The following is a 25,674-nucleotide window of genomic DNA, read 5'->3' as shown; positions in this document are numbered from 1 at the left end:
TGAGATACATTATGATCTGGCTGCACCAGTGGTTTAAATTCGAAGAAGTACAGTCGGAAGAGTGGCAGGACGACCAGGAGTAATGAAAAAGCCCCGACCTACCCAGGCCGGGGCTTTTTCGTAGCAAAATAGCTTTGTTGAGAGAATCAAGGTAAAGTAGCCCTTCCCAGAAAGAGCCTGTGCATTAGGCAAGAAAGAGGCCGTATAAAGTTGGCAGTTGGTTACGACTCCTTGGATGGAATAGTAGCTGTTGAAAGACCTGGAGCCATTTGGGCGCGCAATTGTTGCACTTCGTGTTCGAGTTGCAGGGTACGAAAAGTGACTTTCACTTCCAAGTCTTCGTAAGCCTGGGTTAATTGCTCTTGTAACTGGCGCATCTCCGTCACGTCGGTATTGGTGCCAAACCAGCGGACCACCTGACCTTGTTCTCCGTACACGGGCACGGCCCGCGACAAAAACCAGCGGTAAAGACCGTCCTTGCCGCGCAACGGAAACGTGTCTTCCCAGGCCGTACCCGTGGCGAAGGCTTGGCGTAGACGTTCGGTAACCCCGTGTACGTACTCGGGGTGCTGCACCTGCTGCCAACCATCACCGAGCATCTGGGCCGCGGTGGTACCAGTATAGTCGTACCAGCGCTGGTTGTACCAGGTAATGGCCCCCGTCTTGTCGGCAATCCAGGCAAGTTGGGCAATGCTATTGGCTAGAGTGGCCAATTCGGTTTCACGCTGGCGTAGCAAGTCCTGGTTGGCTTTCTGCTCGGTGATGTCGGTAATAGTACCGATGAAGCGTTGGGCTTGTGTGCGGGCCGCATCGAAAAAGGCGCGGCCGGTGGCGTGGGTCCAGCGGGGCGGCGTGGCGGGGTCTTGCCACCGGGTGCGGTAGTCGATGGCATAGGTACCAGAACCAGACGGCCGTAATGCCTGCTCAACGGCCGCGTGAGTGAAGGCCCGGTCATCGGGATGCAGGCCTTCCAGAAACTGATCATAGCTTACGTCTTGATCCAGCGCAAAACCGAAGATTTCTTTGCAGCGGTCCGACCAGATTAATTCGCCGGTAAGCGGGTTGAAGTCCCAGGTGCCGGTACCAGCGGCATCTACAGCAGTTTGGAGGCGTTCGAATTTGGCGTCAGCAGTGGGCATTACACAACGATTAGGGTTGGACCAGAAACAACTCCAGGCCCGACTGGAAATACAAAGTCAAGGTGCGAAAGTGCCCATCGGCGGAAAACGCAGCCGCGTGATCAGGGCCGAAATTTCCTGCCCCGCCAAGTGCAGGAGTAGGTAGGGCCGACTCAACAGCGCATCGCGCTGCACGCGCCACTGACCGTTGGTAGCCTGGCCATTGGCATCGAGCCGTAGGAGTTGCGGCTGTAAGTGGACCTCCGTGGCTTGGGCTAAGGGGGATGTGGGGTCTTCGCGGCTTAAAACCTTGTTGACTACGCGCCACCGGCCTTCCAGATAAGGATCGGGCACTTGCTGCAGGTTAACATCGAGTAAGGCCGGAGTGGTCATAAATCAAGAAAAGTATACCTCAAAAATAAGACGCTAAAAACAGTTGTCCGTGCCTGACAGGCGAAAATAATATCGAGGGTTGCGTTGGTTGCCGCAACATAAGTACAGGCCGGCAAGCCAGCACACCAAGAAAAATCCCCTTGCAAATCATTGATTTACAAGGGGATTAAATTGCTGAGAGCCTCCTGCCGGGATCGAACCAGCGACCTACTGATTACAAGTCAGTTGCTCTACCAGCTGAGCTAAGGAGGCGTGCTGATGCTGCAAAACTAAGCTAGCAAACGAGTTTTTCAAACCCATTCAGCAACTTTTATCCTAATAAATAGGGAATCGTCTGATTGTCAAGGTTTGAAAAACGCAGCGGCAACGGCTTCATCCTGACAATATACATCGGCATAGTACCGAATGTGGTTGTTTTGTGCCTCACAGGTGTAATACCGTATCCGAATAGGTAACCCCCCAGCTAGGTCATAGCGGCACCGGTCGTGGGTGGCAATGCTGCGGCGAATATCGGGCAGCGCAGCCTGCTGGCCCTCACGCTTCAGCAGAAACGCCGCCAGCTCCAGTGGTTTCTCGATGCGGATACAGCCGTGGCTACGTGCCCGCTTAGGTTCCCGAAAAAGGGCACGGGCGGGAGTGTCATGCACATAAATGCCATGTTGATTAGTGAAGTAGAAAACAATGTTGCCGAGCGCATTGTGCCGACCCGCCGTTTGCCGAATGGTGTAAGGGAACGTTTGGGGGGTGATGCGCTGCCAGTTTACGCGCCAAGGATTTACCCGTCGCCCGCGGTAATCGAGTAGGAAATAGTTGTTGTCGGCCAGAAAACCGGGGTCGTTCTGGAGTTCTGGCAGCATCTCATTGACAGCAATGCTGTAGGGCACCCGCCATTCGGGAGCGGTGACAAAGACGGTAATGCGGCTGTCGAGGGTGGGAGTGGGGGTATCGGGTTTGCCTACTACTATCCGGTGACTTTGCACCACCTGCCCGTTCCGGATGAGTTGCAGCTGGTAGGCAGCAATATTAACCAGTGCATAGTCGCCGGAGTCGGGGCGTTGCAAGTCCCAGCGTAAACGCTCCAGATTAAGCGCGACCCGCCGGAAGTCGGCGGCGTTGCCGGTAGTAGGGTGCAATGAATCGGGGTGCTGACGCAGGGTGGCGCTCCAGGCCTGCTGCAACTGGCAGTACGCCCGGCTGGTTGGCTGGCAGCTCAGAAAAGCAGTAGTTAGTTCGGGACTGGCCAGGGCTTGCCGCAACCCATCCACGGCTTCCTGGGTTTGGGGCTGGGTGAGAACAATAGGAGTTAGCGTGAGGGGATGCAGACGGCCGTAACGCAAATGCGTGGCAAACCGGAGGAGGGCATCGGTGAGGCGCAGCTCATACCCAGCGAGCGTAGCAGTTTTTGCGGCGAGATAGTGCAGCGAGTCGGGGAGGGCTGACAGGATAGACCAGGAATAGGTGGCCGGATCGAGGCCGTATTCGGGGGCGCACCGCAGCAGTGCCAACGCCTGCCGGGCGTTGTGGTTCCAACCAGCCGAGTCGGCGTGTGTCCAGGCGGGCGTGAAGTCGCGCTGGGAGTAAAACTGTTGTACGGCGGGGCCGGCCTGCAATCCAAGCTGCGTATAGGTGGCCGCCGAACCCAGCGCTACCGTGTCGAGCGCTGTGCGTAGTGACAGGGCTGCAACCGGAGCCGGTTTGGGTTGGGGAGGGCCGGCGTGGGCTTGCGCGCTACCCAAAGAAAGTACGCCGCCCGTAACAGCTAGCCAAAGGAGCACTGTCCAAACGTTGCTGCTCAACCGTTCCATAGTATAAGGGCTGGTAGGACAGCCGGCGGGTAGAGTAAGTCGGCCGCCTCTGTTCTTCGTTTACCCTTCTAAAAGATACCAGCTTTACAGTGTGAAAGCAATAGGTATCGTGTTGATTTTCTGAGTCCTTTGTAAGGATTTCACCTGTTTTATTGATATATAAATAAATATTTGTATTATAATTCAAGATTTAAGCAAAGTATAATACATTCCTGCTGGAAAGTCTTTGTGTCTGCTCCGTATGCGGAAAGGATACAAGGCTGGATGAGGCTATTTCCTACTCGTTTTCTACTTATTTAGTACCACCTAATGTTGTCCAGGTTTACTGATCAGGGCAAGCAGGCTATTGGGGCTTTCTTGCTAGTGCTGTGTATATTATTTCCACTGACCGTAGCTGCTCAAAGTGCAGTTTACCGCTTGAATGCGGGAGGAGCGGCCCTTACCACCACCCTCGGCAATTTCAGCGCCGACCAGTACTTCTCGGGCGGTAGCACAGCCAGTGCTGCTTCAGGCGTTGGTATTGCTGGGACAAGCGACCCAGCCCTGTACCAGAGTGAGCGTACCGGTAGTTTTACGTACGCTCTGCCGGTAGCCAATGGGTCGTACACGGTTGTACTGCATTTCGCTGAGCTTACCTTCACCCGAAACAATCAGCGGGTTTTTGATGTGAATGCCGAGGGCAAGAAGGTGCTGGCCAACTACGACATTGCGCGCAAAGTAGGCGCCCTGACCGCCACCACGGAGCGGCTCACGGTCGGCGTAACGGATGGTGCCCTGACGCTGGCCTTTATTGCGGGCAAGGCCAGCGTGCCGAAAGTGTCTGCCATTGAGGTGCTCTCTACCAGCGTGCAGCCCTGTACCTTGCCGGCGCCCAGCGTTACGGCGCCCAGCGCGTATTGCGTGGGCAGCACGGCGGCGCTTCTGAGCAGCCACGTTACGTTGAGTGCGGGGGCCACGCTGCTGATTTACCCGAGCGCTACGCAAGGCAGCCCCATTCCCGATTTTCGACCGGCTACCACCACGGCGGGCACCAGCACCTACTATGTGGCCCAAGTGGCGAATGGTTGCGAGAGTGGCCGCACGGCTATATCGGTAACAGTTAACAGCGTGGCACCTCCCGCCGTGACTAGCCCGCTGACTTACACCCAAGGCGCAACGCCGGCCCCGCTAAGCAGCAGCGTATTATTGGCCGCTGGGGGAGCACTGCGTATCTATGATGGCCCTAGTGCTGGTACGGCGCTGCCGGCTACGTTCCAGCCGCCAACCAGCACGGTGGGTAGTGTGACGTACTATGTGGCGCAGGTGGTGAATGGCTGCGAAAGTAACCGGCAGGCCTTGGTCGTTACGGTTACGGCTGGGCCTACCACTCCGCCTACGTCTTCAACGTATACCATCACGGCTACTTACACAACGCTGCCTGCACTACGTACAGCTTCGTATGCGCTGCTGAAGTATAACAAGCGGATTGGGCTGCAACTTACCGATGACGACGGAGGCAAGGTGGATGTTACTTGTATTCCGCAGGTGCTCCACGGTGGTACTGCTGCCAACGGTGTCACGTACCCCGGTATTAGCTACACCGATGGCACCGGCCGTAGTTTGCGGCCCGGCTTCACATTTGCCGTTTCTACGCTCATTAACGGGCAGCCGGGCCGCGACGGTGCCCCTAACGCGGCGTATGCCACTTGGGCGGAACTACAGCCGCTTCGGGCCCAGCGTACCATTGGTTTTTCCAATCATTCTGCCAACCATGGCCCCGATTATCCGGCCACCCAGCTAGCCGATGCCGATGCTACTTTCTTGCAAAAGCTCGACCTTATTCCGCGTACCGTAACAATACCGGGGGGCTTCCCTGGTTTTGTGGCTGCCACTATTGCCGATGCTAAAAAGCTGGCCGTTATTTCGCAAGGCTACGGTTCCAACGGCGAGAGTGCCGATGGGCATTTCAGTGAGGTGCGGTATTTGGATAAAGTATCGGTCCCCTATGATCCGCCAACTATCCTGATTCTGACCCGCTACTTCCTGAACCAGGATTGGGGCGCGCCGGCCAGGGCCTGGGTTGACGAGAAGTTTCAGCTGGCTACCGACGAGTACAATGCCGGCCGGCGGGTGATGCTTTCGGCATTCGACCACTTCCCGGAGAGCCAAACCGCTAATCTGGCGGCTTTCTACGCGTACGTGCAAAACCACCCGCTCAACGTTGGTGGCGACAATGTCTGGTTTGCCAACCTACAGGAGTTTGCCGAGTACGAAGAAGTCAAGAAGAAATGCCCAATCAGCGCCCCGGTCGTGAGTGGCAACACCCTGACCTGGACCATTGATAAGTCGGCGCTGCCTTCGTACAGCTTGTATCAGGATGCTTCGTTGCTGATTCCGGCGGGTGGGCTGCAAAACGTTTCGGTGAGCGGCGGCGACAGTTTTACAGCCAACCTGGCTACGGGGCTGGTCAATATTGCCAAACTCAACGCCGCCACCCTCACGGCTACCCGCGCAGCTACAGGGGCGGTGCGTAGCACCTCGGCGCGGACGCAAGCCACTGCTGCCGCTCGGCCAACCCCAGGTGAAACGGCAGCGGAAGTCACTATCTATCCCAATCCGGCCACCAAAATAGCCACAGTGGCTTTCACGCTGCCAGCAGCTGAGCGGTATTCCGTGCACCTGTACAACAATAAAGGCGTGTTAGTGGAGCGCATAGCATCGGGGCAGGGGCCGGCCGGTGCGCAGTATAGCTACGGTATCAGTAGCAGCAAGCTACCGGCCGGAACGTACATGGTGCATCTGGTAATGGGTACTACCAGCAAGAAATTTCGGTTGAACGTTGGGCCGTAGCCTACCAGTAGCGGCTAGTACAGTAGGAAAGAAAGAAGGTAAATAGGGGAGGCGTGCCGGTTTCTCGTGGCTGTGCTGTTGCTTTGTGGTGCCCCGCCATTTTGCGGCTGGCTCCTTATTCCCGAGTTTTCCGCCTTATGGCTACTCCTGACTTGATTACCCGTACGGCCGATTTCGTCCGTGAAAAGTTTCTGCATGAAGGCTCCGGCCACGACTGGGAGCACATCCGGCGGGTGTGGCAGGTGGCCCGCGCCCTGGCCCGCGACACGCCCCAGGCCGACCCGCTCGTTACGGAGCTGGGCGCTTTGCTCCACGACGTAGCCGATTGGAAGTTTCATGATGGCGACGAGGAAGCCGGCCCGCGGGCTTCCCGTGCCTGGCTGGAAAGCCAGCACGCCGAGGAACGGGTTATTCAGGCCGTGGAGGCCATCATCCGCGAAATCAGTTTCAAGGGCGTGGGCGTACCAACACCCATGAGTACGGTGGAGGGCGAACTGGTGCAGGACGCCGACCGGCTTGATGCCATTGGCGCTATTGGCGTGGCGCGGGCGTTTGCCTACGGCGGCCACAAAGGCCGTCTGCTGCACGATGCCAGCATTGCGCCGGTGCAGCACACGTCGTTCGAGAGCTACAAGAACAATACGGCGCCTACCATCAACCACTTCTACGAGAAGCTGCTGCACCTGCGCGAGCGGCTGCACACGCCCGCCGCCCGCCGGGTGGGCGAGGAGCGCCACGCATTTATGGAGCAGTTTCTCGCCCAGTTTCTGCGCGAGTGGGACGGGCAGGACGTCGGTTAGGCGGCGGTTTGTGCCGGGGCCCTTGGGTTTGAATATCTTTGCCGCCATGAAAATGTCTACGCTATTTCCGCGGCTGCTCTGGCCGCTCCTGTTGCTATTTGTCGTTGCCTCGTGCCGCACGTGCCCCATCCTGTCGTGCCACACGCGTAAGGTGCATTTTCATGATGGTGTGAAGTACCGCGGCCAGCCAATCTTCAAAAAGCAGAACCCGGCCATCGGCGAGAAAATCAAGGTCTACAACCCCAAGTCCAAGAAGCGTAAAGCCGACAAAAGCAAGTCGTTGCGTTAAGGCGAAAGATAGGGGGGAGGAGCTGCCAAAATCGGGGCGGAAGCTGGGAAAAACGGGTTTTTTCACCTATCTTGCAGGCTTAACGCAACCATCATTCACGGGGTCGGAACTGCCGTTCAGGCAGGGGCCGGCCTCCTCAAGTTCTCCCTATGGCGGAAGGCGAAAAAATCATTCCGATTAACATCGAAGACGAGATGCGCGGCGCCTACATCGATTACTCGATGTCGGTTATCATCTCCCGGGCCCTGCCTGACGTGCGCGACGGCCTGAAGCCCGTGCACCGGCGCGTGCTCTATGGCATGAGCGAGCTGGGCGTCTCTTACAACAAGTCTTACAAGAAAAGCGCCCGTATTGTGGGCGAAGTACTGGGTAAGTATCACCCGCACGGCGACTCCAGCGTGTACGATACCATGGTGCGCATGGCCCAGGACTGGAGCCTGCGCTACCCGCTCGTGGACGGGCAGGGTAACTTTGGTTCCGTTGACGGCGACTCGCCGGCGGCCATGCGTTACACCGAGGCCCGCCTCAAGCGCCTGGCCGACGAAATGCTCGGCGACCTGGACAAGGAAACCGTTGACTTTCAGCCCAACTTCGACGACTCGCTGGAAGAGCCCAGCGTGATGCCCTCCAAGTTCCCAAACCTGCTGGTAAATGGCACGACGGGTATTGCCGTGGGCATGGCCACCAACATGCCGCCCCACAACCTAACGGAAGTGGTGAACGGCATCATTGCTTACCTGGATAACTCCGAGGTGACCATTGCCGAGCTCATGGAGCACGTCACGGCGCCGGATTTCCCCACGGGCGGTACCATCTACGGCTACGAGGGCGTGAAGCAGGCCTTTGAAACGGGCCGTGGCCGGGTAGTGGTGCGGGCCAAAGCGCACGTAGAAACCCTGGACAGCGGCAAAGAGCAGATCGTTGTCACCGAAATTCCCTACATGGTGAATAAGGCGTCGATGATCGAGAAAACCGCCAGCCTCATCAACGAGAAGCGCATCGAAGGCATTGCTGACCTGCGCGACGAGTCGGACCGGGACGGGATGCGCATTGTGTACGTGCTCAAGCGCGACGCCATGCCCAACGTGGTGCTCAACCAGCTCTACAAGTACACCCAGTTGCAATCCTCGTTCGGCGTCAACAACGTGTGCCTAGTAAAAGGCCGCCCGATGACGCTTAACCTCAAGGAACTGATTCACTATTTCGTGGAGCACCGCGCCGACGTGGTCGTGCGCCGGACGCGCTACGAGCTGGCCGAAGCCCAGAAGCGGGCTCACATCCTGGAAGGCTTGCTCATTGCGCTTGACCATCTGGACGAGGTTATTGCTTTGATTCGGGGTTCGCGCGACGGGGAAGTGGCGCGGGCGCAGCTTGTGGAGCGGTTCTCGCTGAGTGAAGTGCAGGCCCGGGCCATTCTGGATATGCGCTTACAGCGTCTGACTGGCTTGGAGCGCGACAAAATCGTGCAGGAATACGAGGAGCTGATGAAGCTGGTTGATTACCTGAAGTCGGTGCTGGCGTCGGACGAGTTGCAGCGGCAGATCATCCGCGACGAGCTGCTCGATATCCGGGAGCGGTACGGCGACAAACGGCGCACGGGTATCGAGTACGCCGGCGGCGACTTCTCGATGGAAGACATGATTGCCGACGAGAGCATGGTAATTACCATCTCCAACGACGGCTACATCAAACGCACGGCGCTGGCCGAATACCGCACGCAGGGCCGGGGTGGAGTAGGCGCCCGGGGGGCCGCTTCCAAGCAGGACGACTTCACGGAGCACCTGTTTGTGGCCACCACCCACGAGTACCTGCTGTTCTTCACCGAGCTAGGCCGGGTGTTCTGGCTGAAGGTGTACGAAGTGCCCGAGGCCGGCAAAGCCGCCAAAGGCCGACCCATTCAAAACCTCATCGAAATTCCGCGCGAAGACAGCGTCCGGTCGGTCCTCAACGTGCGCGGCCTGCGCGACCCGGACTACTTGGAGAACACCTACCTGATGTTCTGCACCGAGCAGGGTACGGTAAAGAAAACGCCGCTCGAAGCTTATTCGCGCCCTCGTACGGCGGGCATCAACGCCATTACCATCAACGAAGGCGACCGGCTGCTCGACGTGCAGCTGACCAGTGGCAACTCGGAAGTGGTAGTAGCCTTGCGCTCAGGCCGGGCGGTACGGTTCCCGGAAAGCAAAGTGCGCTCGATGGGCCGGACGGCCGCCGGGGTACGCGGCATCACGCTCGGCGACGAGCAGGATCGGGTAGTAGGCATGGTGTGCATTGCCAACGACAGCCAGGAAGAGTTGCTGGTAGTTTCCGAGAACGGCTACGGTAAGCGTAGTCCGCTGGAGGAATACCGCATCACCAACCGCGGTGGTAAAGGGGTGCGCGCCATGAAAATCACCGAGAAAACCGGCGCCCTGGTGACCATCAAAGCGGTGTCGGATTCCGATGATTTGATGATCATCAACAAGTCGGGCATCACTATCCGGATGAGTGTGGCCAAGGAACTGCGTTCCATCGGTCGGGCCACTCAGGGGGTACGCCTGATTCGGTTAAGTAATGGCGACGCTATATCGTCGGTGGCTAAAGTGGCGGCCGAAGACGAAAAAGAACTCGCCGATGAGGCAACAACTGCCGTTGCTGTCGACGGCGTTACGGATGCGTTGGTTGGCCAAGCGGCGGATGCTGATGATGCTTTGGACATCGAAGAGGCCGATGACGCGGATGAACTAGACGAGTTGGACGACGCTGACGACGACTCGGCTGACGACAACGAGTAAGTAATAATTGTACAGTTTTGGCAGGAGGGATGCTTCTCGGGCTTATAAGAGCGGTATCCTTCCTGTTTTAACTGAAAAAAAGATAGAAAACCGGCAAGCTGAACTTCCCGCCGGCCTTTCCCGTTTGTTCAGCAATTCCTTTCCACCACATTCTTCACGCAAAACTCCCCATGAAGAAGATTTTTCTGACCCTTGTTGCTGCGGCGGCACTCACTTCCGCTTCGGCCCAGAACTCGGCCGTAACCAACGCAATTCTATTCCAGCGCAACGGCACTCTCGATAAGGCCCGCACTGAAATTGACAAGGCGATTATCAACGAGAAAACCTCTACTAAAGCAAAAACCTGGTTTACGCGCGGAGAAATCTACGACGCCATGACCAGCAACCCGATTTATGGCAAAACACTGAAGCCCGGCGAAGGCACCAGTGTAGCCTACGAGTCGTACAAGAAAGCCATTGAGCTCGACGGTAAGGACGGTGAATTTGGCAAGCAAGCGGCGGCCAAACTCGACAACCTGTACGGTTTGGCGCTGAACGCTGGAGTAGAAAGCTACAACGGCAAAAACTACGACGAAGCGCTGAAGTCGTACAAAATGGCGCAGCAAATTCGTCCGCAGGACACCACGGCGTATCTGTACGCTGCTTATGCTGCCGAAGCAAAGCAAGATTATGCCTCGGCCAAGCAAACGTACGGCCAGTTGCAGGGCATGAATTACAAGTCGGCCCAGATGTACGGCCGGATGCTGGAAATTGCCCGTCAGGAGAAAAACGAAGCGGAATACAGCAAAGTCCTGCAAAGCGCTTTGGCCGCTTACCCGAACAACAAGAACTTCGTACTCGAGGACCTGAACCGTCTTATCAGCGCTGGCCAGGACAAGCAGGCAATTGATAAGCTCAAGCACGCCATTGAGTTGGATCCTACGAATTCCAACCTGCAAACTGTGCTTGGTTCGGTGTACGATAAACTGAAGCAGCCAGAGCAAGCATTGGCAGCCTATCAGAAAGCCGTTGAACTGGATCCTAAAAACTTTGATGCGCAGTACAACGCAGGCGTTTATTACTTCAACAAAGGTGCTGAAGTAAGCAAGGCGCTTAATGGTATGAGCTTGGCTACTTACCAAAAGGTAGGCAAGGCGAAAGAGGCTGAGTCGAAGAAATATTTCCAGCAGTCTGTTCCTTACTTTGAAGCAGGTTTAGCTGTTAATCCCAAAGACCAAGCTACGATGAAGGCCTTGCAGAAGGCGTACACTCAACTGGGCCGTACAGCCGACGCGAACCGGATGAATACTCAGATGTCAGGAGCTAACTAATAAGTAAACAAGCCTCTCATAACAGGAGAGGCTTGTTTTTAGAAATATTACTTAACATAATATAAATTATAAGACAAATTCCGTTTTGAAATCAGAGGCCCGGACAAGCGGACGTTAAGCTTGATTTTGAAATAAATCCTCAATAACCAGCTTGCCAGTGAGCACAGTATTTGGTGAAAAATTTTTCACCTGTCCGGGTGCTGTCTACGGAATAACAAAATCGCCGGGCGGATTATAGTTTATTGCGATTCGCGCAAAATCTTGGTAATAAGCTGATTCTCTTTCCTGTGTGTGCTGGTAGAGCCAGTAGCGGTCAATCCGCTTGGTAGTGTAATAATTGCCAGCACCTTCGACCCCGCCATTATTAGAGTAGAACTGGTAAATCTGCTCGTCTGCGCTCAGTTGGCCAATTGATTTGATTTGCGCGGTTTCACTAGGAGAAAGTTGGTCACCGCGGTGTATTCTCTCACAACTGCTTGGTTTATCTGTCGCAGCGGCTACTACTTAAACATATTCTTGTGGTTGGTCTAGAGGCCGGTGCTTAGTATTACTTAAGCGTGTTACAGGTTAAGCAGCAAAAAAATCTACTTAACATAATTCCGCCTAATTAAAATAATGTGATTGAGCGGCATCGTTTCCTAACGGCTACGCTGCTATGAGTTAACAGCGCAACGCTGTCCACCAGTGACAGGCCCAACGCGTGTGAACAAGTCAGAACTTTGCGCAGCTACCAGCACAGTTATCAGCAACACCTAGCCCCTCTCCTATTATTCTGCTCTGAAAAGCATTTGCCGAGAATGCCTTATTGCACACATTAGAGCTGTTGTAAGAGCGCCTACTAGTAAGTGGCCATTTTTCGATTTGAATAGGAATACTACTTTCATAATGCAGTTATTTAGGCTTAATAAGTTGGTCTAAACGAGCCAGGCCGTCCCGCCCACCCCAGATAATAGTTTGGTATATAATATAATGGCATATAAGCAGTAGAAAGCAGAGGGTTAAATAAAGTGAGTTGGCAGGCTGAATAAGTAAATAAAAGTATAAAAAGCACAAGAAAGTATAACTTATTTAAGCTATTTTATACTTTATACTACTTTTACATACTTATTATTCTTATACTTGTTTTCCATTTACCTAATAGCACTTTACTCTTATGCCTAAAACCATAGACTACCCTAGAACAACATACCAGAGCGCTTGGGAGGTTTCAGAAGTAGTTGATGATACTGGAGGTAAATGCTCCATCGAAACCTGTGCCCGCAAGCTTAATCGTAAGGTGAGCGGTTCTTTTAAAGCTATACTTGGCTCAGCAGTCAAGTTTGGCTTATTAACCAGCAAGCGGGAGTTACTGACAACCACCAATCTGTTTCGGCGCATTAAGCACGCCTATGACAAACAGGAAGAGATACTCTACCACCGCGAAGCCTTTTTGCATCCGCCACTATTCACGCAGATATGCCGCAAGTTTCGCAACCGGGAGTTACCGGTGCACATGTTCGACATCATGCTCATCCGAGAGTTTGGTGTTGAGGAGATAAATGCTCAGAATGTGTCCAAGGCTTTTGTGGAAGGCGCCCGTATGACTGGTATCATCGATGAGCGAAACATGATTGCCGATATCGATCAGCTTGCGGCGCAACAAGGCCCCCGACGTGAGTTGGCCAGTGGCGAGATGCCCCTGAATCTATTTAAAGGCGCTACGGCTACAGGCTCTAAACCAACTCCGATATCGACAACAGAACAAACTACTTCAGAAGAATCTGAAGAAGCACAAGAGACGGACAACGATTTAGAACTAGATAGCACTCCCCCTAGCATAAGACCCCCTAGCATGAGACCTAACAGGGCGTTTGTACCTGCGCCAGTGGTAAATAGGCCTGCTGCTCCTGAAAGCGCCGACACAGACCCCATATCTGCGTTATTTGGCCTGCATGGATCCACCTCCCCGGCTTCCGTAAACAACTCTGCTCCCGCCCCGGCATCTGAAGTATATAATAACACCCCTTCTTATACTCCTCCCGCATCCGAAGTTCCTTCGATAGAGCCTCCTGTTTACCGGCCAACTCCGGTTGCGACGCCTACACCACCTGCGCCATCCACCACGGCGGGTTCTCCCACCTTCATGATTCACATCAGCGGCCCGGGCCTAGACACCCAACTCCATATTCAGGATACTGACGACCTGGAGATTGTTCGTATTCTGTTAGATAAGATTCGCCGACAATTAACGTAACTGTACAAGCAAACCACTGTGTATCAAGAGTATACTAAAAAGCCCCCACTCGTACGATACGAATGGGGGCTTTTTAGTATGGCAGGCAGAGCTGCTGTTAGAGTTTATTCTTCCCGGCGGATGCCTTGCGAGATAACGCTGTGGCGCTGTCGGAGCACCTGCACGATGTCATCCAAGCCAAGGCCGGAGGCTGTGAGCAATACCACCAAATGGTAAAGCAGATCCGCCGCCTCTCCTTTAAGCCCTTCCTGGTTGCCACCGACGGCATCAATAACGGTTTCTACGGCTTCCTCTCCTACTTTCTGCGCCATCTTCGGAATGCCTTTCCGGAACAGAGAAGCGGTATAGGAATTCGGCTCCTCCTCGGGGAACTGCTGCCGACGCTGCACCAGCCGCTCCAGTTCCGCCACGAAGGTGATGGCCGGCGCTGGATACGCCAGCTGCTCGGGCTGCTCGAAGCAACTAGTGGTACCCCGGTGGCAGGTGGGGCCATCGGGAGTGGCCAGGATAAGCAGGGCGTCCTGGTCACAGTCGGGGTGGATGCTGACGACGGTGAGGAAGTGGCCGCTGGTTTCCCCCTTGGTCCAGAGCCGTTGCTTGGAGCGGGAGAAAAACGTCACGCGTCCCTCCTGCTGCGTTTTCGTTAAGGCTTCCTCGTTCTGGTACCCCAGCATCAAGACCTGCCCGGTATGGGCGTCCTGCACAATAACCGGCACCAGCCCATCGGACATTTTGGCGAAATCCATAGTTCGTTTTTCGTTATTGGTTTATCGTTTTCCGGTTGCGGGGACCTTTCGCTTACAACAGACGAGCTGGCTGGTAAGCCGACCTGCCGTACAGGGAAAGCCAACAACCGAAAACAAGCTTATAGCCGGACCGGAATCCCGTCCTGGCGCAGATGTTCTTTCAACTCCCGGATACCGATTTCGCCGAAGTGAAAGATACTCGCCGCCAAGCCCGCATCGGCATCGGCCTGCTGAAACACGTTGGTGAAGTCCTGCTTGGACCCCGCCCCCCCCGACGCCACCACCGGCACGCCTACGGCCCGGCTGACGGCGCCCGTAATATCGAGGGCGAAACCATCCTTGGTGCCGTCGTTGCTCATGCTGGTGAGCAGGATTTCGCCGGCCCCCCGGTCAGCGGCTTCCCGGCACCAGTGCACGGCATCAAGGGCCGTATTGTGGGTGCCGGCCCGGGTATAAATCTGCCAGCCGTCGGGGGCGTGGTAGCGGGCATCAGCGGCCACCACAATGCACTGCGACCCAAACCGCCGCGCCAACTCGTCAATCAGCGCTGGCCGGGCCAGGGCGGCGGAGTTGATGCTGACTTTGTCGGCCCCGTTCATCAGTAAGGCCTCCACATCCTGCACCGTCCCGATGCCCCCACCCACCGTGAACGGAATATCGAGTTCCCGGGCTACGTCCCGCACCAGCGCGACCAGCGTAGCCCGTTTCTGGTTGGTGGCCGTGATGTCGAGAAACACCAGCTCATCGGCTCCTTCCCGGGCGTAGCGCGAGGCCAGCGCCACCGGGTCGCCGGCGTCGCGCAGCCCCTCAAAGCGCACCCCTTTCACGGTGCGGCCATCTTTCACGTCGAGGCAGGGAATGATACGTTTGGTTAGCATTAGTTACGTTTTTTGTTGGTGATTTTCCGTTTTTTGTCTTGGCTGTTGTCTACTTCTTGTTCTAGTGGGCAAGGCCAGGGCTTTACCGTCGAAAAACAAAAACCCAACGACGAAAACCGAAACTTATAGCCACGGCTGCAACTCGGTTAGCGTGATGGTGCCTTCGTAGAGGGCCTTACCAATAATGGCCCCGTGCATCCCTACTTCCGCCAGGGCCTCAACATCGGCCAGGGTGGTAACTCCCCCACTAGCAATCAGGCGGGCTTGCGGTAATGCCGCCCGCAACGTTCGGTAGGTTTCCAACGCGGGGCCTTGCAGCTTGCCGTCCTTGCTGACATCGGTGCAAATGAACGTAGTGGCACCCACGGCCAGGTAATCGGCCAGAAACTCCTGGAGGGTCCGCTCACTTTGTTCGGCCCAGGCATTAATAGCAATGTAGTCGTCGCGGAAGTCGGCCCCCACGATGATCTTCTCCGCCCCAAACGAGTGCAGCCACTCTCCTACCAGCGCCGGCTCACGCACGGCAATGCTGCCCGCCGTTACCTGCTGGGCGCCGGCGTCCAGCGCCTGGCGCACAGCCTGCTCACTTTGCAAGCCCCCCCCGTAGTCAATCACCAACGACGTGCGGGCGGCAATGCGCTCCAGTATCGGCAGATTCACTGGTTGCTTGGCCCGGGCCCCATCCAGGTCCACCAGATGCAGCCGCTTAACGCCTTGCTGCTCGAACCGCTGAGCCACGGCCACAGGGTCGGTATCGTAGGTGGTTTGCTGGCTGAAGTCTCCCTCCGTGAGGCGGACACATTGCCCGTTAATCAGGTCGATGGCGGGTATTATTTCCATTTAGTTTGGTGCTTGGTGCTTGGTGCTTGGTGCTTGGTATTTAGGCCATTCTGCTCCAATATGCCAGAACGACCTAAGCACTACGCACCAGGCACCAGGCACTACATTTTCAGAAAGTTTTCCAGAATGCGGTTCCCAACCGGGCCGCTCTTTTCGGTGTGGAACTGCACGGCGTAGAAGTTCTTATGCTGCACTGCCGCACTAAAGGAGATTGGATAGGCCGCCTCGGCAATAGTGTATTCCCCCACGGGGGCGTAGTAGCTATGCACGAAGTACACGTAGTCTTCTTCGCGCAGGCCAGCAAATAAAGGCGACCGAAGCTGCTGCAAGGTGTTCCACCCCATGTGCGGTACCTTGAAGCCCGGAGTCGTGGGAAACCGTACCACATCGAAGGGCAGGATACCCAGCAGGTCGGCGTTGTTTTCCTCACTGTGCTGGCCCAGCAACTGCATACCCAAACAGATACCCAGAAAGGGCTGCGTAAGCGTTGGCAGCAGCTGGTCGAGGCCTTGGGCGCGTAGCTCCTGCATGGCAGAAGCGGCCTCCCCCTCACCAGGGAAAAGAATCTTGTCGGCCCGGCGAATGGCCTCGGGGTCGGCCGTTAGGGTAGCACGTACGCCTAACCGGTCGAGGGCAAAAAGCACGGACTGCACGTTGCCCCCTTTATAATCTATTACCGCTATTTCCATGGTCTTATTAACAAGATGCAGAAGGCTTACTCATATGTTTATACAAATGAAAAAGCTTGATTACTGCCGTTTTCCGTACTTCTCTTCGTGGCCAGCCGTGCAGAAACAAACCTTACTCATTTGTATAAACATATGGAAAAACTCTATAGAATGCCTTTGGTGCTTGGTATCTCCATCTTGCCGGCATCACGCACCAGAGCCATCTTTATAGCTTTAGCCACGGCCTTGAATATGGCTTCAATCTTGTGATGCTCGTTGGTTCCTTCCGCTTTAATGTTGAGGTTGCACCGCGCAGCGTCGGAAAAGCTTTTAAAGAAATGGTAAAACATTTCGGTAGGCATATCCCCGATCTTTTCCCGCTTGAACTCCGCCTCCCACACCATCCAGGGCCGGCCCGAAAAGTCGATGGCAGCCTGCGCCAATACGTCGTCCATCGGCAGCAGGAAACCATACCGGGCCAGGCCGCGCTTATCCCCGAGCGCCAGCGTGAAAGCTTCGCCGAGCGCAATTGCGGCATCCTCTATCGTGTGGTGTTCGTCGATGTGCAAGTCGCCCTGCACTTCAATCTTCATGTCCACGCCGGAGTGCTTGCTAAGCTGGTCGAGCATGTGGTCGAAAAAGCCCAGCCCGGTGTGCATCTGCGGCCGGCCGTTGCCATCCAGGTTCAACTCCACCCGAATCTTGGTTTCATTGGTATCCCTTTGTACTACAGCCGTGCGGGCAGGCAGGCGCAGGAATTGGTATATACTTTCCCAACTCGTAGTAGTTAAGGCCGCCCGCTCATCTGGCTCGTTCCTAATCAAGACAGATTGACAGCCAATATTTTCAGCTAACTCTACATCTGTGAGCCTATCCCCGATGACAAAAGAATTAGCAAGATCATACTCCCCTCTGTTACCCATATAATGTTGTAACATCCCAATTCCGGGCTTACGGGTTGGCAGGTTTTCGTGGGGGAAGCTCCGGTCAATGTGCTCACGGGCAAACTCCACCCCTTCTGAGCGCAGAATATCCAGCATCATGGTGTGAGCCGGCCAGAAGGTTTCTTCCGGAAAGCTGGCAGTGCCGAGGCCGTCTTGGTTGCTCACCAGTACCAGTTCGTAGTCTAGCTCACGGGCAATGCGGGCCAGCCCGGTAATAGCACCCGGTACAAACTGAAATTTGTCGGGCGTCAGGGCGTCCACCTGAAAATCGGTGGGGGGCTCTATCAGGATGGTTCCGTCCCGGTCGATGAAAAGAACTTTTTTCATGAAGTGAAAATCCCACCAGCGAATAAGCTGGTTCGGGAAAAGAAGATGAATGAAAAATAAACCATCCCTTACAAGAAGGCTGGTAATAAACTCTGCACAAACTCGCTGTACGGTTCGCCCAACGGTAGCTCCAGATTAGTTGCCAGCCGCCGCCGACTGGTTTCCACTATTTCTTGCCGAACCGGGTTCAACCCACTTTTACTGTACTCTTCCCAGTATACCCCTACTCCCCGCTTTTGCCAGGCCGGCAGGTTGTTGTAATTGATGCCGTTGGCAAACAATAGGTCGTGCTTAGTGGCAGTACGCTGCCCTTTCACTTGGGCCGTAGCTTGGGCTACCGTTTGTCCTTGCTTGCGGAGCAGCCAATAGCAATGCGCATTAAGCGAGTTGCGCCCCGCATCTTCCTGCCGCCACCGGAAATAATCAACGACATCCTGCGGGCGGGGCAACTGAGAAATCCGGCAGTCGAACACACCGAGGCTTCCTAACAGCAAAGAGAACTTGGCCGACGCCTCGCCCGCCAGCACCGAGGTATACTTGCGCAGCTTCCGCCCAAAAGAATCTTCCTCGGGATGTAGTAGCAGAGATATTTCGTCGCTCTGGGTGTAGCCGTATACCATACGGAAGCCGCACTCCAACAAATGGCGCGTAGTTTCCACCATATAGTCGCGCATACGCACATCGAAGGGAGCCTCGAAAGGGTGTACCTCTTTGGTAAGCCGGGTGAAACCGCGGCCGTCGAGGCGGGCCACCAGATAGAGGCCGGGCAACGCGCAGTGGTCGTGAGCGGTTTCGAATACGCGCAACCGCGTATCCAGGTCATCAAATTTCATCTTGCCACTCGTTAACTATGAATTCCTCGTTGCCGACGGCCCGCACAAAGTAGAGCTGGTTGAAGCCTTCGGCGCGGGTAGGTAGTTCCAACCGGTTGCGCGTCGCCCGAATGCCTTTATCCGGTACCTGCCGTTCTAGTGGGCGCAGCTGGTTGCGTACCAAGGCCTCAGCGGCCACCGACTGAAAAAAGTAGCCGACTACTTCGAATTGGGCGGCGCGGGCAGCTTGTATATATACGGCTCGCTCGGCCTGGGTGGGATTGGTATTATCAATGACGCAACGCATTTGCGTATCCAGGCACAGGTGCAGCAGCCGGTGCTCCCGGTGGCGCGTGCGCAGCAAATCCAAACTGATGCGCACGTGCGAATGAAAGAAGCGTTGCTGGTAGAAGGTGGACTTCCCCGTGGCCTGAATGCCGCAAAATACAACCAGTTGCATAACGGCTTAGCTGGCGAAATTAAACTCCCGCAAGGCCTGCACCAACAGCTCGTTTTCGGTGGGCGTGCCAACGGTCAGGCGCAACGTGCCGGCGCAGCCCGGCTGGGTGGTCCGGTTCCGGACCACCACTCCTTTTCCTAACAGATACTCGTAGACGGCCGTAGCATCAGGCCGGAACCGCGCCAGCAGGAAGTTGGCATCCGAGGGAAACACTGCCGCCACGATGGGCAATGCCGGTAGCTGCTCTGCTAGCCAAGTGCGGCCGGCCAGGAGCTGCTGGCGCATCTGCTCGAAATGCGGCGCATCGTGCAGGGCCGCCAAGGCGTGCTGCTGGGTGGCTTCCGATATATTATACGGCGGCTTGATTTTGTTGAGGTAGCCAATGATTTCGGGAGACGCGAAGGCCATGCCCAGCCGCAGCCCTGCCAGGCCCCAGGCTTTCGAAAAAGTCTGCATCACCACTAGGTTCGGAAATTCCGCCAGCCGGGTGGTCCAGCTGGGGGCATCGGTGAAATCGGCGTAGGCTTCATCTACCACTACCAGCCCGCGGAAACCGCGCAGAATTTCTTCGATGCCCGCGGCGTGCAGCAAATTGCCGGTGGGGTTGTTGGGAGAACACAAGAACACCAGCTTGGCCTCGGAGGCTACCACCCCGGCTACGATTTCCGGCGAGAGTTGAAAATCAGCAGTGAGCTGGATTCGCTCGATCCGCACATCATTCAGGTTGGCCGCCACCTCATACATACCATAAGTTGGGGGCAGGAGCAGCACGCTGTCCTGGCCGGGCACGCAGGTAAGGCGTACCAGCAGGTCGATGGCTTCGTCGGAACCGTTGCCCAGGAAGATGTGGGCGGGCTCCACCCCTTTCAGCTTGGCCAGCTCCTGCTTCACGGCCCGCTGCTGCGGGTCGGGGTAGCGGTTGAACTGCTCGGGGCCGGCGCTACCCAAGCTGTTTTCGTTGGCGTCGAGCATGACGCGGGCTTCACCCTGGAATTCGTCGCGGGCCGAAGAATACGGTTTCATGCCCCGGATGTTGGGGCGCACCAAACTTTCTAAATCAAACATGAAGTACAGAATCAAAAAATAGACAACAGAAAACCGAAGCTGGGGCAAGACGGGTGAACACCAACCCCGTGGCGCCACTCCCCGCCTTGCCTAGCTATGCGCCGCCGGGCGGGCCGAGGCGGTTGGCGTACTGCTGGCACTATGAATGGCATCGAGCCGCAACGTCACGGCGCGGGCGTGGGCCTGCAGGCCCTCGGCTTCGGCCATGATTTCCACTACCGGACCCACATGAAGTAAACCTTCGGCGGTGATGCGCTGAAACGTGATTTTTTTGAAAAAGGAATCCAGCGACACGCCGCTGTAGTTGCGGGCGTAGCCGTTGGTGGGCAAGGTGTGGTTGGTGCCCGAGGCATAGTCGCCGGCGGCTTCGGGCGTGAGGTGGCCCAGAAACACCGACCCGGCGCTGGTTACCCCCTCGGCCAACTCTTCGGGGTTGCGCACGGCCAGAATCAGGTGCTCGGGGGCGTACTGATTGGAGAAATACAGCATTTCCTCGGGCGTGCGCAGCAAAATGGCCCGGCTTTCGGTTAGAGCTTGGGTGGCCACCGCGGCCCGCGGTAGTGCGGCCAGCTGCCGCTGCACTTCCGCCTGGGTTTGCTCCAGCACCGTTAATGAATCCGAAAGCAGAATCACCTGCGAGTCGGGGCCGTGCTCGGCCTGGCTCAGCAAATCGGCCGCCACAAACACCGGATTGGCCGATTCATCGGCAATTACCAACACTTCCGACGGGCCGGCCGGCATGTCAATGGCCACGCCGTAGCGGGTAGCCAGCTGCTTGGCAGCCGTTACGTAGCGGTTGCCGGGCCCGAAAATCTTGTCAACTCCCGGCACGCTCTCCGTGCCGCCGCTCAAGGCCGCAATGGCCTGCGCTCCGCCGGCTTTAATAATGGTATCAATACCAAGTAAGTGGGCCGTGAACAGAATCACCGGATTCACCGAGCCATCTGGTTGCGGCGGCGTGCACAATACTACCTCGGGGCAACCCGCCAGCCGGGCCGGTACGCCCAGCATCAGCAACGTGCTAAACAACGGCGCCGTCCCGCCCGGAATATACAGCCCCACCCGTTGCACCGGCACCGCCCGGCGCCAGCAGCTCACACCCGGCATGGTTTCCACTTGCTTTTCTTCTTCGCGCTGGGTGGCGTGAAACTTCCAGATGTTGGCGTGCGCCTGCCGAATGGCGGTTTGCAGTTCCGAGGGCACCTGCGTTACCGCCGCGGCCAGTTCCTCGGGGCTCACCCGCAGCCCGGAGGCCAGGTCGGCCCCGTCAAACCGCTGGGCGTACTCAAGCAGGGCCGCGTCGCCGCGCTGGCGCACAGCCTCGAAAATCTGTTGTACCCGCTGCTCCACGTCCTGGGCTTGTTGCGCGGCGGCCCGCTGCTGCAACGCCGCCCACTGCTGCTGCGCCGGGTATTGAATAAGTTGCATGAGGTGAATTGTTGAAAGGTTGAATTGTTAAATGGCTGTCTCTTCTGTTAGCTTGTTGAACGGTTAATTATTTAACCATTCAACCTTTAAGCCATTTAACTAATCATCTTCTCGATGGGCAGCACCAGGATGCCTTCGGCGCCGACGGCTTTCAGCTGGCCGGTAATGTGCCAGAAGTCGTCTTCATTCACCACCGACTGCACCGACACCCAGCCTTCTTCGGCCAGCGGCGTCACGGTGGGCGACTTGATACCCGGCAACAAGGCCTTCACGGCATCGAGCGAAGCGGTGGGCGCATTCAGCAGAATGTATTTGTTGCGGCGGGCCCGGCGCACGGCCTGCATCCGGAACAGCAATTGCTCCAACAATTCCCGCTTTTCCGCCGACAGGTTCTCGTGGGCAATCAGCACGGCTTCCGACCGGAACACGGTTTCCACTTCGCGCAGACCGTTGCCGAGCAAGGTAGAGCCGCTGCTCACAATGTCGCAGATGGCTTCGGCCAGCCCGATGCTGGGAGCAATTTCCACTGAGCCGCTAATGGTATGCAGGTTGGCCTGCACGCCCCGCTCAGTGAGGTATTTGCCCAGAATGGCGGGGTACGAGGTGGCAATGTTCATGCCCTGCAAATCGGCCACCGAGTCGTAGGCGGCGGCGCGGGGCACGGCCAAGCTCAGGCGACACTTACTGAAACCCAGGGCCTGGATTTCCAGCGCCGGATAGCCGGCTTCCACCAGCACATTCTGGCCCACAATGCCCAGGTCGGCCACGCCGTCCTGCACGTAGCCCGGAATATCGTCGTCGCGCAGGTACAGGATTTCGAGGGGAAAGTTGGTGGCTTCGGTTTTGAGCTTGTACGAGCTGGCAACAAAGCTAATACCGCACTCCCGAATCAGGTTCAGCGAGTCTTCACTCAAGCGGCCCGATTTCTGGATGGCAAGACGAATCATGGTAGGAATTAAAAATGAAGAATTAAAAAGTAAGAATTGGCCAGCAGACCAGGTTCTGATTTTTAATTCAAGAGAGGGGAAAACCCGTGGCGGGCATACGTGCAAAACGGGCAAAAGGCCGGGCGAAATGCGCCACGACGAGCGGGGCCACCTTTTTGGGGAGACCGGGCCGCCACTTGCGGGCGCCCAACAGGACAATATGGTGCGTTATTCCTCTAAAAAGAGGAATGGTGGCCGTGCTGATGAGGATGCGCCGCGCGCAGCCCCGCTGCTTCGCTCAGGGCGAAAGCAGCCCGGGGGCTGATAGAGCAAGAAAATGGCGCGGCGAAAGCAGGCATATACTTGGAAACAGTGAGGCAAAAGTACACGCTCAACTCAGGAAACGAAATTTTTTTATGGAAAAACTTGCCGCCAACCAGGACCTTTGCAGCCGAGCGTACGTTTCAAGCTCGTTTTGGCACTATTGTTTCTTGGATTCTTTTGATCTTCGGTGCCGGCCGGTACGTTTTATAGGTGCTCGGTTGTTGCCTGTTCTGCTTTTCTTACCGCCTATTGCCTGCGTATGCGTTGTTTTCTTTCCCGGTTGCTGGCCACCGCTGGTATTACTCTCCTGCTAGCTCTGCCCCCCCTGGCCGTGGTGCGGGCGCAAACCACTACTCCTGCTGCCCCTGCGGCCCCCGCCGAATCGTTGATTCCGTTGCCCCAGGCCAGCCCGCAAGTGGTGCTCAAGCAAGCCGTGGGCCTCACCAACATTACGGTGGACTACCACGCGCCGAGCGTAAAAAACCGCACCATCTGGCAGGGCCTGGTGCCGTACGGGCAAGTGTGGCGGGCCGGCGCCAACGAAAACACGATTATCACGTTTTCGGATACGGTGCGGGTGAACGGCAAATCGTTGCCGGCCGGCCAGTACTCGTTCTACGTACTGCCCCGCTCCGACCAGGATTGGGACTTGATTTTCAACCGCGTCACTACCCACTGGGGCGCTGAAGGCTACCAGGAAAAAGACGACGTGCTGCGGGTGCCGGTGGTGCCCGAAGCCTCCGCGCACCACGAAACGCTGCTCTACTGGTTTTCCGACCTGACCACCGGCAGCGCCCACTTCAACCTGAGCTGGGAAAAGAAAACGGTGAGCTTGCTGATTGACACCAACGTGCAAGCCCGCGTGGTAGCCGGCATTACCAAGGCCGTGGCCGCCCGCCCCAACGACTGGCAGTTGCTGGCCCAGGCCGCCGACTACCTCGTGCAAAACAACCTCAATGCCGAGCAAGCCTTGCAGTATATCAATGAGTCTATCCGGTTGCAGGATGTGTACACCAACAACTGGATTAAGGCCCGCCTGCTGGCTTCCAAGCAGGATTTCGACACGGCCATTGTGTACGGGCGCAAGGCCATCAAGCTCGGCGACAAAGACGACGACGCCTTTAAAAGCAAGCTCCCCAACATGCGCGTAGCGCTGATTGAGTGGCAGTCGAAGGCGTATTAGGTAGCTGGTAGTAAGTAGTAGGCAGTAAGATGGCCGCCAACTTCCTTTTCAGCTGACGCAGCTACGCAGCCTACCAATTAACGGCTTCCTGATTCTTCAGGAAGCCGTTTTAATTTTTGTAGCGGTGGCGAGCCACGTTGCCAAACAGATGTAGGGCTACAGTATCTTTCGCCCGCCAACTCACCTAAACCGCGCCCTTCTACATGAACAAGCTTACAATCCGCAGCCTCACTGAACTTGAACAACACGTAGGCCAGGAACTGGGCGTGTCCGACTACCACATTATCACGCAGCCGCAAATCAACAGCTTCGCGGCCGCCACCCTCGACCACCAGTGGATTCATGTGGATGCGGAGCGCGCCGCCACCGAGTCGCCGTTCAAAGCCACCATTGCCCACGGTTACCTCACGGTGTCGCTCTTGCCCTACCTCTGGCAGCAGATTGTCACGATTGAGAACCTGAAAATGCAGGTGAACTACGAAATTGAGGCCCTCCGCTTCAACCAGGCCGTAACGGTGGACAGCGCCGTGCGGCTGCGGGCCAAGCTGGTAGCCGTGAAAAACCTGCGCGGCATTGCCAAAGCCCAGCTGGAAGTAACCCTGGAAATCAAGGACCAGCCCAAGCCCGCCTACACCGGCCTTATCACCTTCCTGTACCACTTTATTGGATGAGTGCGTGATTGGATGAAGAATTGTTTTTCCTCATCCAATCATCCTCTCACCCAATCATCCAATCATAGCACCGGCTGCAGGATGGGCCAGATGGTGCGGGCTACCAGGCGGTGGCCGGCGGGCGTGGGATGAATACCGTCCTGCTGATTGAGTTTGGCTACTCCGCCCACGCCTTCTAGCAGAAACGGAATGAGCACCAGCTGGTTTTTGCGGGCCAGCTCGCCGTACAGGGCCTTAAACTCGGTGGCGTAGTCAGCGCCGAGGTTGGGCGGTATCTGCATGCCCGCCAGCACAATGCGGGCCTGGGGGCTGCGGCGGCGCACCGTATCGATAATGGCTTGCAGGTTCTGGCGGGTGTCGGTGAGAGGCAGGCCGCGCAGGCCGTCGTTGCCGCCCAGCTCCAGCACAAACACCGACACCGGCTTGCGGAGCACCCAGCCCACCCGGCTGCGGCCCCCGGCGGTGGTTTCGCCGCTCAGGCCGGCATTTACCACCGTGTAGTTCAGGCCCGCCGAATCTATTTTCTGCCCAATTAAAGCCGGGAAAGCCTCTTCGGGCTCCACACCGTAGCCGGCGGTCAGGCTGTTGCCGAAGAACAGAATGGTTTGCGTATTGGTGGCGGCGGGTGCTGTAGCTACGGGCGGCGTAGCGGTGGCGGGCGCCTCGGCAGGTTGGGTAGTGGAGTTGCACCCGGCCAGCAACAGCAGCAGGCAGCAACTAAACAAGGACAGGACAGGTTTCATAGACACGAAGCTACTTTATTGAGGCTGTACGTAACAGGCTAAAGTAACGCCAGCTCTACTTCGTCTGGTAATTCAGACAAGTCAACAGAACGTCATGCTGAGCTTGCC

The 25,674-nt window shown here is 56.5% G+C and carries 22 protein-coding genes and 1 tRNA gene; 8 read left to right on the top strand and 15 right to left on the bottom strand.

Going from position 1 to position 25,674, the window contains the following annotated elements; translation table 11 throughout:
* Positions 1–221 precede the first annotated feature (221 nt).
* From J0X19_RS11375 to J0X19_RS11360, 4 genes are all read right to left on the bottom strand, one after another.
* Positions 222–1,139, bottom strand: coding sequence for a PAS domain-containing protein (locus tag J0X19_RS11375; protein ID WP_206984480.1), 918 nt, complete (start codon positions 1,137–1,139; stop codon positions 222–224).
* A gap of 57 nt (positions 1,140–1,196) precedes the next feature.
* On the bottom strand, positions 1,197–1,511 hold the full coding sequence (locus J0X19_RS11370) for a hypothetical protein (protein WP_206984479.1): 315 nt from the start codon (positions 1,509–1,511) through the stop codon (positions 1,197–1,199).
* 179 nt (positions 1,512–1,690) lie between these two features.
* Positions 1,691–1,763: transfer RNA gene (locus tag J0X19_RS11365), tRNA-Thr, on the bottom strand.
* 89 nt (positions 1,764–1,852) lie between these two features.
* On the bottom strand, positions 1,853–3,286 hold the full coding sequence (locus J0X19_RS11360; RefSeq protein ID WP_206984478.1) for a L,D-transpeptidase scaffold domain-containing protein: 1,434 nt from the start codon (positions 3,284–3,286) through the stop codon (positions 1,853–1,855).
* Between the two features lie 447 nt (positions 3,287–3,733).
* On the opposite strand from J0X19_RS11360, the gene J0X19_RS11355 reads away from it, so the two are divergent.
* The 6 genes from J0X19_RS11355 (at position 3,734) to J0X19_RS11330 (ending at position 13,551) form a co-directional block, all read left to right on the top strand.
* Positions 3,734–6,145 (top strand): malectin domain-containing carbohydrate-binding protein, encoded by a 2,412-nt coding sequence (locus J0X19_RS11355; protein WP_206984477.1) that lies wholly within the window; start codon positions 3,734–3,736, stop codon positions 6,143–6,145.
* Positions 6,146–6,282: 137 nt separating this feature from the next.
* Positions 6,283–6,945 carry an HD domain-containing protein gene (locus J0X19_RS11350; RefSeq protein ID WP_206984476.1) on the top strand — a complete coding sequence of 221 codons (663 nt, stop codon included), beginning with the start codon at positions 6,283–6,285 and terminating at the stop codon, positions 6,943–6,945.
* Between the two features lie 52 nt (positions 6,946–6,997).
* Positions 6,998–7,234, top strand: a complete 237-nt coding sequence (locus tag J0X19_RS11345) for a hypothetical protein (protein WP_206984475.1) — start codon at positions 6,998–7,000, stop codon at positions 7,232–7,234.
* Between the two features lie 149 nt (positions 7,235–7,383).
* The gene (gene gyrA, locus J0X19_RS11340) at positions 7,384–10,008 is read left to right on the top strand and encodes a DNA gyrase subunit A (protein ID WP_206984474.1); all 2,625 of its coding nucleotides are present in this window, start codon (positions 7,384–7,386) and stop codon (positions 10,006–10,008) included.
* A 170-nt stretch (positions 10,009–10,178) separates the two neighbouring features.
* Positions 10,179–11,318 (top strand): tetratricopeptide repeat protein, encoded by a 1,140-nt coding sequence (locus J0X19_RS11335; protein WP_206984473.1) that lies wholly within the window; start codon positions 10,179–10,181, stop codon positions 11,316–11,318.
* A 1,153-nt stretch (positions 11,319–12,471) separates the two neighbouring features.
* Positions 12,472–13,551 carry a hypothetical protein gene (locus tag J0X19_RS11330; RefSeq protein ID WP_206984472.1) on the top strand — a complete coding sequence of 360 codons (1,080 nt, stop codon included), beginning with the start codon at positions 12,472–12,474 and terminating at the stop codon, positions 13,549–13,551.
* Between the two features lie 104 nt (positions 13,552–13,655).
* Here the strand turns inward: J0X19_RS11330 and hisIE are convergent, their stop codons facing one another.
* The 10 genes from hisIE to hisG form a co-directional block, all read right to left on the bottom strand.
* Positions 13,656–14,297 (bottom strand): bifunctional phosphoribosyl-AMP cyclohydrolase/phosphoribosyl-ATP diphosphatase HisIE, encoded by a 642-nt coding sequence (gene hisIE / locus J0X19_RS11325; RefSeq protein ID WP_206984471.1) that lies wholly within the window; start codon positions 14,295–14,297, stop codon positions 13,656–13,658.
* A 119-nt stretch (positions 14,298–14,416) separates the two neighbouring features.
* A complete protein-coding gene (hisF, locus tag J0X19_RS11320; protein ID WP_206984470.1) occupies positions 14,417–15,175 on the bottom strand; it encodes an imidazole glycerol phosphate synthase subunit HisF in 759 nt (252 codons plus the stop codon).
* Positions 15,176–15,298: 123 nt separating this feature from the next.
* Positions 15,299–16,015 carry a 1-(5-phosphoribosyl)-5-[(5-phosphoribosylamino)methylideneamino]imidazole-4-carboxamide isomerase gene (gene hisA, locus J0X19_RS11315; RefSeq protein ID WP_206984469.1) on the bottom strand — a complete coding sequence of 239 codons (717 nt, stop codon included), beginning with the start codon at positions 16,013–16,015 and terminating at the stop codon, positions 15,299–15,301.
* Positions 16,016–16,116: 101 nt separating this feature from the next.
* The gene (gene hisH, locus J0X19_RS11310; RefSeq protein WP_206984468.1) at positions 16,117–16,704 is read right to left on the bottom strand and encodes an imidazole glycerol phosphate synthase subunit HisH; all 588 of its coding nucleotides are present in this window, start codon (positions 16,702–16,704) and stop codon (positions 16,117–16,119) included.
* Between the two features lie 143 nt (positions 16,705–16,847).
* Entirely contained in the window at positions 16,848–17,954 is a 1,107-nt protein-coding gene (hisB, locus tag J0X19_RS11305; protein WP_206984467.1) for a bifunctional histidinol-phosphatase/imidazoleglycerol-phosphate dehydratase HisB, read from the bottom strand.
* A 68-nt stretch (positions 17,955–18,022) separates the two neighbouring features.
* On the bottom strand, positions 18,023–18,787 hold the full coding sequence (locus J0X19_RS11300; protein WP_206984466.1) for a tRNA(His) guanylyltransferase Thg1 family protein: 765 nt from the start codon (positions 18,785–18,787) through the stop codon (positions 18,023–18,025).
* Positions 18,777–19,226 carry an AAA family ATPase gene (locus J0X19_RS11295; RefSeq protein ID WP_206984465.1) on the bottom strand — a complete coding sequence of 150 codons (450 nt, stop codon included), beginning with the start codon at positions 19,224–19,226 and terminating at the stop codon, positions 18,777–18,779. The genes J0X19_RS11300 and J0X19_RS11295 overlap by 11 nt, the downstream gene beginning before the upstream one ends.
* Positions 19,227–19,232: 6 nt before the next feature.
* On the bottom strand, positions 19,233–20,291 hold the full coding sequence (gene hisC / locus J0X19_RS11290; RefSeq protein ID WP_206984464.1) for a histidinol-phosphate transaminase: 1,059 nt from the start codon (positions 20,289–20,291) through the stop codon (positions 19,233–19,235).
* 90 nt (positions 20,292–20,381) lie between these two features.
* Positions 20,382–21,719 carry a histidinol dehydrogenase gene (gene hisD / locus J0X19_RS11285; protein ID WP_206984463.1) on the bottom strand — a complete coding sequence of 446 codons (1,338 nt, stop codon included), beginning with the start codon at positions 21,717–21,719 and terminating at the stop codon, positions 20,382–20,384.
* 95 nt (positions 21,720–21,814) lie between these two features.
* A complete protein-coding gene (gene hisG, locus J0X19_RS11280; protein WP_242582468.1) occupies positions 21,815–22,666 on the bottom strand; it encodes an ATP phosphoribosyltransferase in 852 nt (283 codons plus the stop codon).
* 562 nt (positions 22,667–23,228) lie between these two features.
* Here hisG and J0X19_RS11275 point away from each other — a divergent pair.
* Positions 23,229–24,152: a DUF2911 domain-containing protein gene (locus J0X19_RS11275; protein WP_206984462.1), complete on the top strand. Its 924-nt coding sequence runs from the start codon at positions 23,229–23,231 to the stop codon at positions 24,150–24,152.
* 203 nt (positions 24,153–24,355) lie between these two features.
* A complete protein-coding gene (locus J0X19_RS11270) occupies positions 24,356–24,823 on the top strand; it encodes a MaoC family dehydratase (RefSeq protein ID WP_206984461.1) in 468 nt (155 codons plus the stop codon).
* A 62-nt stretch (positions 24,824–24,885) separates the two neighbouring features.
* Here J0X19_RS11270 and J0X19_RS11265 read toward each other — a convergent pair whose 3' ends face one another.
* Positions 24,886–25,566, bottom strand: a complete 681-nt coding sequence (locus J0X19_RS11265) for an arylesterase (RefSeq protein WP_206984460.1) — start codon at positions 25,564–25,566, stop codon at positions 24,886–24,888.
* Positions 25,567–25,674: the final 108 nt, after the last annotated feature.

Source organism: Hymenobacter telluris (genome assembly GCF_017313265.1).
Classification (GTDB): domain Bacteria; phylum Bacteroidota; class Bacteroidia; order Cytophagales; family Hymenobacteraceae; genus Hymenobacter; species Hymenobacter telluris.
This window is presented reverse-complemented; position numbering and strand designations above follow the sequence as displayed.